Origin of the sequence: Cohnella luojiensis, assembly GCF_004564235.1 — a bacterium.
GTDB lineage: Bacteria > Bacillota > Bacilli > Paenibacillales > Paenibacillaceae > Cohnella > Cohnella luojiensis.
This window is the reverse complement of sequence record NZ_SOMN01000005.1, coordinates 194,889-203,522: the sequence shown is the minus strand read 5'-3', so window position 1 is coordinate 203,522 and position 8,634 is coordinate 194,889. Positions and strand designations below refer to the sequence as shown.

Genomic DNA, 8,634 nt, shown 5'->3' with positions numbered 1-8,634 from the left:
TGCGCCGTGTTTCCCAATCCGCCCATGCGGGCGAATTGTTTATCCGGTCTTAGCATCCGTTTCCGAATGTTATCCCGATCTTGGGGGCAGGTTGCCTACGTGTTACTCACCCGTCCGCCACTAACCTAAAAGTTAGCAAGCTAACTTCTAGATTCGTTCGACTTGCATGTATTAGGCACGCCGCCAGCGTTCGTCCTGAGCCAGGATCAAACTCTCCATAATAGAGAGCCAAAAGGCTCATTCAATGCTGGTCTTACTTGTTTGTTTCTTACGCTCAATGTTCAGTTTTCAAAGAACAATTCGTGTTTCTTTTTTCTTGTTTATCGTGTGCCCTCTTGAAGCGGCTTAAATAATATATCACAGCCTATAACCCGATTGCAACCCTTTTTATACAGGAAATATAATACAGTTAATAATGCTTAGAAAACGCATGTCCGTAGGTTCACTACATTAATAATGATAACTACGGCACTACCCATTGCTATATCCCTTACAAACGGTTACATTAAATACAAGTAAACATATTGATAAAGAGGTGATTATGCATGCGTGAAGTTCCAATGCGTTATGTTAAAGCCAACCAGATAGGAATCGTTCTAACCGTTATCCTCTCATTGCTTTTCCAACAACCATGGATATTGGCCGCATTATGGGTAATTCAACTAGCGGGTCTATTATCGGAAGGCCGGTTGAATCTCTTCGTATTCGTTGCCAAGCGTCTTATTAAGGATAAGGGACGAGAGACGCAAGCCGCCGAACTTCAAAGATTCAATAATACGTTAGCCGTCCTCTTCTTAACTCTTGCCCTCATCTCTTTCGGTTTCGATTGGCAGATAGCCGGATATGCCTTTGCTGTCATGCTCCTCCTTGCAGCTGGAGCCGCGGTACTCGGTTATTGCATCGGATGCACCATTTACTTCTGGATCAAACAAATTCGTGCAGGTCGCTTTAGAAGAACTTAACAGTGCTTCAATTAGAAACAGGGTCGCCTCCATTCGGAAGCGACCCTGTTTCTAATTGCAACCTATTCCATTTCGTTTCGTCTTCTTTCCTATAAGGAGGAAGATGCGATATGCGATCCCTATTGCTTTTCGCGTTAGCGTGTCTGATACTCGCCGCATATAATCAAACAATACCGCAGAGCCAATTCACACCTGACAGAAACTTAATCCTGGAACTAAGCAAGCCGGATATAAGAGGCAGACACTACGAAATTTACAAAACGATTAAAGATGCGACGATTGCTGCAGAGATCAAGTTTATGCTGAAGCAGGCCGACGAGAGCAAGATGATGGTTTCTATGTCCCGTAATCCGGATCGAAGGATTTCAATCATCAATACGAGTCCGCTCGCATCAGCGGAACCGAGGATTTAAGGGATCTGGCGTTCATCGAACTCAAAAACCGCAGAAATCGTTAGCGAGTCTGCCGGAGGAGGTTACGTTAAGCTTAACGCGGAGGATAGCAGAAAAATATTAGACGTGTTGTATTAAGGTATATAACTATATAAACATGCAAATATATAAATGAAGATGAATGCACGTACGATCAAATAATCTCGCGCTGCTTCTCGTCGGGAAAAGAAAACCGGATGCGTAATTGATCCGCCTAAGGAAAGCTTCGTCCATATTCTGCAAGTAGTTGGCAGCCAGTATCAGAAAAAGGGGTGAATCCGAATTCGGATTCACCCCTGGGAATTCCTTTTTTACGCTCCGCCCAACAGCCGAACCAGCTCCGCCTCGTCTTCGAGGACCGGAACGCCAAGATCGCGAGCTTTGGTCAGCTTGCTCCCCGCGCTTTCGCCGGCAATGACAAGGTCGGTTTTCTTCGAAACGCTTCCCGACACTTTGGCCCCGAGGGCCTCTAGCTTCTGCGCAGCCTCGTCCCGCGTCATGACCGAAAGCGTTCCGGTTAGCACGACGGTTTTACCGAACAGCGGATGACTTGCATCCGCGCTCGCCGCCGCAGGCGAAGCGGCTTCGGCTTTTACGCCCAGCTCGCGCATGCGGGCGATGCTCTCTTGCACGAGCGGATCGCGGAAATAGCCGTAAATGCTCTCCGCCACGATACCGCCCACATCCGGTAATCCCACCAGCTCTTCCGCTTCCGCCGCCATCAAACGATCCAAATCCCCGAAGTGGTCGGCTAGCATTTTCGTGGTAGCCTTGCCCGTATTCGGGATGCCCAACGCATTCAGGAAAGGAGCGAGACCTCGCGACTTGGATTTTTCCAACGCCGCAAGTAAGTTAGTTGCCTTCTTCTCGCCAAATCGTTGTAATTTAACCAAATCATCATAGTTAAGGCTATATAAGTCCGCAGGCTCGCGAACTTTCAATTCCTCGTACAGCTGCTCCGCGGTTTTCCCGCTGAAGGTTTCGATGTCCATGCAATCCCGGGACGCGAAGTGCGTGATCCGGCCGATGATCTGCGGTTTGCAGCCTAGTCGGTTATTGCAGAATAAATGCGCCCCTCTCATTTCGAGCGGGGAACCGCAACCCGGACAAACGGTCGGAACCTCGATCGTACCGCCTTCCTCGTCGTCCGCCTTGCCAAGAATCTCGGGAATAACATCATTAGAACGGCGGATGAATACGCGCGTACCCAAGGCATGCGACAAGTTCTTGCGTTCGATATCTCCGATGTTGTTAAGCGTGCAATTCTGTACCGTAACGCCGGCCAGCTCAACGGCTTCGACTCGCGCAAGCGGAGTCACCTTGCCCGTCCTGCCTAATTCCCAAGACACCGATTCCAATACCGTCGTCGTTTCTTCCGCTTCGAATTTGAACGCGACAGCCCAACGCGGGAACTTGTCCGTATACCCGAGAACCTCTCTAGTCCTCATATCCGCAAGCTTGATTACCGCACCATCTATCAGATAATCCAGCGTATTGCGCCGCTCGACGATGGATTCCAACTCGGCGACAAGATCATCGGCGGATGAAAAATAAGCGATATAAGGATTAACCGGGAACTTGTTATCGCGCAAGAAAGCCATCATCTCGCGATGATTAGCGAAAGAGACGCCTTCAGAATAACCGACGTTATAGAAAAAAGCATCCAGCCTACGGGATGCCGTGACCCGAGGATCTTGATTGCGAAGCGCTCCTGCCGCACCGTTGCGCGCGTTCTTGAGAGGTTCGGCCGCCGTCTTGTTGTACTCGTCGAGAACGGATAAGCGCATAAATCCCTCTCCTTGCACTTCAATCGTCCCGCCAGCGAAATCGATCGTTAACGGAATCGTACGAATCGTGCGAGCTTGCGCCAAAATCCCTTCGCCGATTTCCCCGTTCCCCCTCGTAGCGGATTGGGTAAGCTCACCACCGCTATAAGTTAAGTTGAGCGAAAGGCCGTCGAACTTCAGTTCCACCACGTATTCCGGGGGAGGAAGCCGCCGGTTCGGATTCTTGGCATTATAATCGGCAATCAGGCGATTCGCCCGCGCCGTCCAAGCCTTTAGGTCTTCAATATCTTGAGCTTTGTCCAGGCTCCATAACCGGGACAGATGACGGTGCGGCTCAAAGCCCTTAAGAATATCGCCGCCAACCCTGCGGGTCGGAGAGTTCGGCAAAATGGTCCCGCTCTCCGCCTCCAATTGGCACAATTCATCGTAAAGCACGTCGTATTCTTTATCGCTGATCGTTGGATTATCTTCCGTATAGTAACGATGGCTATGCGCGTTGAGCTCAGCGACGAGCTCCCGCATCCGCTCCAGAAATCCCGTTTGCGCCATGCTTGATCGACCTCGCTTTTATCAAATAATGGTAGGCTTTTTCCCTAGTCTATTTCAGCTCCGGAAGCGTGTCAAATCCGACTTTAGAGCCCTCATTCCAAGCTGCCGCTTGTTTCACTCCCCAGACCCCGGTTTAATGATTGTTAGCCACACAACTTAGGAGGTGAGGGAGATGGACAAGCAACGTTATTACGTCTCCGTCTCTGAAAGCATGGTAGGCAAGGAGCCTTCGTTGACGGACCAGCTTACCGTATTTGCATCGGAGGACGAACGCGACCACTTGCTCGCGCTATTGAATCGGGAACAGAAAGCTATGGAGAAGACTTACATCCGGGCGCAAATTCCGTATAAATCCGCGGACCATGATAAAGCCACAAATAGTTACAACGATAGCATGGTCGAGATTTACCGATACATTTATAAGATCGGTACCATCGAGACCAAAAGGCATATCGAGTATATGGATATTTTGCAGGAGTTGCGCAATCCGGACTATCACCATCAAGGCTATGGGCATAAGGGAGATAACAGCCCACGCGTGCAATAAATACAAAACGGGCTCCTTGGAGCCCGCGGAAGGCCGCCGGTCATGACTGGCGGTCTTTTGTTATATCTTGGTCACCGGAGCGAAGGCAGCGAGCAGCCTCTTGACCCCGGTCGGCGCCGGAAACGCGATTTGCAATTCCGCGTCGTTGCCCGTTCCTTTGACGGCCACGACGGTGCCGACGCCCCACTTCGCATGCTGAACCTTATCGCCGGCAGCGATAGCCATTCCGTCTCCAACTGGTTTGGCTGCGGAAGGAGTCTGCGGACGGATAACGGAACCGCTATTCGTCGGACTAACGGCAGGCCGGGCTCCGAAGCCCGACGTTGCGCCTCCGCCTGCGTTGGGAGATACCGGGCGCGCTCCGAATCCGCTGCCGCTTCCGCCGCCGAGTCGGGAGCTATATCCTCCGTAAGAGCCGAAACGTCCCCCGCTCGCCGATTCGACCGCTTCCTTCAACTCGCTTGGAATTTCCTCCAGGAAGCGCGAAGGCGCGTTCGTACTCGTCCGACCATAGAGTAATCGCATCCGGGCACAGGTGAGATAGAGCTTCTTCTCTGCCCTTGTAATTCCAACGTAAGCGAGCCTGCGCTCTTCCTCCATCTCCGCGTTGTCCATGAACGAACGACTGCTCGGGAACAAGCCTTCCTCCATCCCGACGATGAAAACGACCGGGAACTCCAGTCCTTTGGCGCTATGCATCGTCATAAGAATGACGGCGTCTCCGCCATCCTCATCGTCATCATCCATTGAATCGATATCCGCGACCAAAGCCAATTCCGTCAAGAATGAGATCAGGGACTTGTCTTCGTTGCGCTTCTCGAATTCCTGCGTAACCGATAGGAACTCTTCGATATTTTCCAACCGCGACTTGGATTCGAGCGTATTCTCCCGTTGCAGCTCCAAACGGTATTCGGTGAGTTCAAGCAGCTTCTCGGTCAATTCCGTTACGGACAAATATTCTACCATCGCGCTTATATTATTAATGAGATCGCGGAATTCGGATAATGCTGCCTTGGCACGGGATTGGATGTCCAAGCGGTACAACCCGTCACCGAGCAATCCGTCCCCTTCGTTAAGGAGTTTGAGGATGGATATGCCTTTGCGCGACGCTTCTTCCTGTACTTTCGCCATCGTCGTATCGCCTAAGCCCCGTTTCGGCACGTTCACGATCCGATTCAAGCTATTATCGTCATCCGGGTTGGACACTAATCTTAAATAAGAAAGGATGTCCTTGATCTCTTTGCGATCGTAGAACTTGATGCCGCCGACGATCTGGTACGGAATCTCAGACTTGATCAGAATTTCCTCCACGACCCGGGACTGCGCGTTCGTCCGGTATAGGATCGCATGATCGGCGTAACGCCGAGCGTTCTGGCGGTTCTTGCGAATCTCCCCGGCGATGAAGTAACCTTCCTCGTGTTCGGAATCGCCTTGATAGACCGTAATCTTGTCGCCGCCGTTCTGATCCGTCCAGAGGTTTTTCGCTTTGCGGCCTATATTGTTCTTAATGACCGCATTCGCCGCGTCCAGGATATTCGAGGTGGAACGATAATTCTGCTCGAGCAAGATGCTTTGAGCTTCCGGATAATCGGCTTCGAAATTCAGAATATTCGTAATGTCCGCTCCGCGCCAACGGTAGATCGACTGATCGCTGTCTCCGACTACGCAGATATTGTGATGCTTTTCCGCCAACATTTTGCACAACGTGTATTGCGCTTTGTTGGTATCCTGATACTCGTCGACATGGATGTATTTGAATTTGTTCTGATAAAATTCCAGCACCTCGGGAACGTCCTTGAACAGTTGGATGGTCAGAAGCAACAAATCGTCGAAGTCGAGCGAGTTGTTAGCTTTAAGTCTCCGTTGATATTGCGTATACACTTTGGCAACGATCGATTCGAAGTAATCCCCTTGGCGTTGCTCATACTGCTGCGGGGTTACTAATTCGTTTTTCGCCGCTCCGATAGCCCCTTGAACGGCTTTGGGCTCTATTTTCTTCGTGTCGATGTTGTTGTCCTTCATGACGTTCCGAATAACGGACAGTTGGTCCGTGGAATCCAAAATGCTGAAGTTGGAGCCGAATCCAATGCGCTCGATATCCTTGCGAAGAATGCGCACGCACATCGAGTGGAAGGTGCTTACCCAAATGTCTTTGCCGGATGGGCCGATAAGCTTGGCAACCCGCTCTTGCATTTCCCGGGCGGCTTTATTCGTAAACGTAATGGCCAAAATGCTCCAAGGGGCAGCAAGACGCTTGGAGATCAGATACGCGATACGGTGCGTCAGCACCCGCGTCTTGCCGCTCCCCGCGCCTGCCATGATGAGGAGTGGGCCGTTGGTGGCAATCGCCGCTTCCTTCTGCTTCGGATTTAGCTTATTAATAGAGGCATCGATATCTACCGAATTCGTGTTATCCCGTTCAAAAAACATGATCTTGCTCCTTTATCGAAGGATGAACAGCGCCTACCGTAGAGAGCGCGGCATCCAGATTTTCATAGATGATGTTGCCCACGACGACCGTGTCCGCCGCTTGTGCCGCTTGCGCCGCCCGTTCGGGACTATCGATTCCGCCGCCGTAGAATAAATGCGCCTGTTTCAAGTTAGATTTAATGCGCTTAAGAATCTCCATATCGCCGAAAGCTCCACTATATTCCACGTATAGAACAGGCACATTCCATAACCTGTCCGCCACTTGGCTATAGGCGACTGCATCCGCGCTCGTGATGTTCGCCTCTGCTCCGGTGATGCGCGCAACCGTCGAATCCGGGTTCAGAACCAAGTAAGCTTCTCCTACGATCGACTCCCATGGGAGCAAATGACCGAAGTCTCGTAATGCTTCGACATGATGGCCAATGAGCCATTCGGATCGCTTCGTATTGAGCACGCTTGGAATAAAATAACCGTCGAATCCCGGCACGCCGCAAGTAGGATCGGATAGCTCGAACGCACATGGCACCTCGTATCTGCGAATCCGCGACATCAAATCCACCGTGTTATCGAAGGTAACCCCGCTTGATCCGCCAACAAGGATCGCGTCCGTGCCAGATGTGCATATCGCGTCTAAAGTTGCGTCGTCTATCGGACGTTCCGGGTCTAGCTTAAACACGTGTCTCCAGCTGCTGTAAAAGGAAGGGAGCATATAGCCTCCATCGGTGTAGGTATTTAAGGTTTCGTATCCCTTTAGTCTACAGGAATTCGAGGCTTCTTCCAAGAAGGAATGAGAGGGAGTTGGGGTGTAAGGGGCGAAAGGTTCAGATTCTGAACCTTCGGGCGGTTCGTGCGCGCTTTGTGGCGATGCAGGTTCAGATTCTGAACCTGCGGGCGGTTCGTGCGCGCTTTGTGGCGATGCAGGTTCAGATTCTGAACCTGCGGGCGGTACGTGCGCGCTTTGCGGCGATGCAGGTTCAGATTCTGAACCTGCGGGCAGTTCGTGCACTCGCTGAGGCGCTTTAGGTTCAGATTCTGAACCTGCGGGCGATTCGTGCACTCGCTGAGGCGATGCAGGTTCAGAATCTGAACCTGCGGGCGATTCGTGCACTCGCTGAGGCGATGCAGGTTCAGAATCTGAACCTGCGTGCGAAAATCATAAAAACAATGATCTAGCAGCATCTTCTAACTCATAGGCATGAATCCGAAGTTTAGCGTCCCCTACCGGTCTAATTAAACCTTTTCCCAATAATGTCTTTAGTACTTTTATACTTGTCGTTCTCCCCATCTGCAAGCAGTAACAAGCATCAGCCAGGTCGAACGGGCGATTCAGCCGTATCGCATAGCGAATGATTTCTCGTTCGTAAACCGATAGTTGATATGGGGTTGCCGCGCCCGAGCTGCTATATTGGCCAATGATCGCATACAACTGCCGCCTGCAGACTTCAGATTTCTTGTCTATTTCATTCCAGCTAAAAGGAATGAATCTATATTCGTACTGAGCAATCGTGCGGATTCTCATTTTCTCGAAGTCGAACCTGTCCCGGGTGATCACCTCCGCATGGGTAACGAAGCCTTCGCATTCGATGATCATCCGAAGCGGCTCGTAAAAGAAATCACCGAATATCCTCACTCCCGTCAAACCCATCATTTCATACTCCATTTCCAACCCATGGAATGAACCTAATACCGGATAGATCACCTCTTTAAGCAGCTCGATCTCTCCCGTTAATTTCCTGTTTAACATCTCCAATCTCCTTGGGTTGGCCAAACGCTTCTGCTCGCTGAAATACTCCTTAAACTGCCTCTCAAACATTCTGCCCATCTCCTCATTCCGAAAATAAAAAACGCCACCTGCTCCCTTAGGGGAACAAGCGGCGTGTGCTTCACGCTGTACGATATATAACGATATTAACAATTAATGGAGTTGA

The 8,634-nt window shown here is 50.8% G+C and carries 8 protein-coding genes and 1 rRNA gene; 3 read left to right on the top strand and 6 right to left on the bottom strand.

What is annotated here, in order from left to right:
• Positions 1-222 (bottom strand): 16S ribosomal RNA (locus E2980_RS06815); the annotation flags it as partial.
• 323 nt (positions 223-545) lie between these two features.
• Between E2980_RS06815 and E2980_RS06810 the strand changes: the two genes are divergently transcribed.
• Both E2980_RS06810 and E2980_RS06805 read left to right on the top strand, forming a co-directional pair.
• The gene (locus E2980_RS06810; protein ID WP_135151384.1) at positions 546-962 is read left to right on the top strand and encodes a DUF4395 domain-containing protein; all 417 of its coding nucleotides are present in this window, start codon (positions 546-548) and stop codon (positions 960-962) included.
• Positions 963-1,072: 110 nt separating this feature from the next.
• Positions 1,073-1,375 carry a hypothetical protein gene (locus tag E2980_RS06805; RefSeq protein ID WP_135151383.1) on the top strand — a complete coding sequence of 101 codons (303 nt, stop codon included), beginning with the start codon at positions 1,073-1,075 and terminating at the stop codon, positions 1,373-1,375.
• A 329-nt stretch (positions 1,376-1,704) separates the two neighbouring features.
• On the opposite strand, the gene ligA is transcribed toward E2980_RS06805, so the two are convergent.
• On the bottom strand, positions 1,705-3,729 hold the full coding sequence (gene ligA / locus E2980_RS06800; RefSeq protein ID WP_135151382.1) for an NAD-dependent DNA ligase LigA: 2,025 nt from the start codon (positions 3,727-3,729) through the stop codon (positions 1,705-1,707).
• A gap of 172 nt (positions 3,730-3,901) precedes the next feature.
• Here ligA and E2980_RS06795 point away from each other — a divergent pair, with 172 nt between their 5' ends.
• Positions 3,902-4,276, top strand: a complete 375-nt coding sequence (locus E2980_RS06795; protein WP_135151381.1) for a hypothetical protein — start codon at positions 3,902-3,904, stop codon at positions 4,274-4,276.
• A gap of 60 nt (positions 4,277-4,336) precedes the next feature.
• Here the strand turns inward: E2980_RS06795 and pcrA are convergent, their stop codons facing one another.
• From pcrA to E2980_RS06780, 4 genes are read right to left on the bottom strand one after another with little or no spacing between them, the layout of a single operon-like run.
• The gene (pcrA, locus tag E2980_RS06790; RefSeq protein WP_135151380.1) at positions 4,337-6,706 is read right to left on the bottom strand and encodes a DNA helicase PcrA; all 2,370 of its coding nucleotides are present in this window, start codon (positions 6,704-6,706) and stop codon (positions 4,337-4,339) included.
• The gene (pcrB, locus tag E2980_RS06785; RefSeq protein WP_135151379.1) at positions 6,696-7,415 is read right to left on the bottom strand and encodes a heptaprenylglyceryl phosphate synthase; all 720 of its coding nucleotides are present in this window, start codon (positions 7,413-7,415) and stop codon (positions 6,696-6,698) included. Before pcrB ends, pcrA begins: the two co-directional genes overlap by 11 nt.
• Positions 7,416-7,456: 41 nt before the next feature.
• A complete protein-coding gene (locus E2980_RS24120; RefSeq protein WP_167747014.1) occupies positions 7,457-7,885 on the bottom strand; it encodes a hypothetical protein in 429 nt (142 codons plus the stop codon).
• Positions 7,860-8,519, bottom strand: coding sequence for a hypothetical protein (locus E2980_RS06780; protein WP_135151378.1), 660 nt, complete (start codon positions 8,517-8,519; stop codon positions 7,860-7,862). The genes E2980_RS24120 and E2980_RS06780 overlap by 26 nt, the downstream gene beginning before the upstream one ends.
• Positions 8,520-8,634 lie beyond the last annotated feature (115 nt).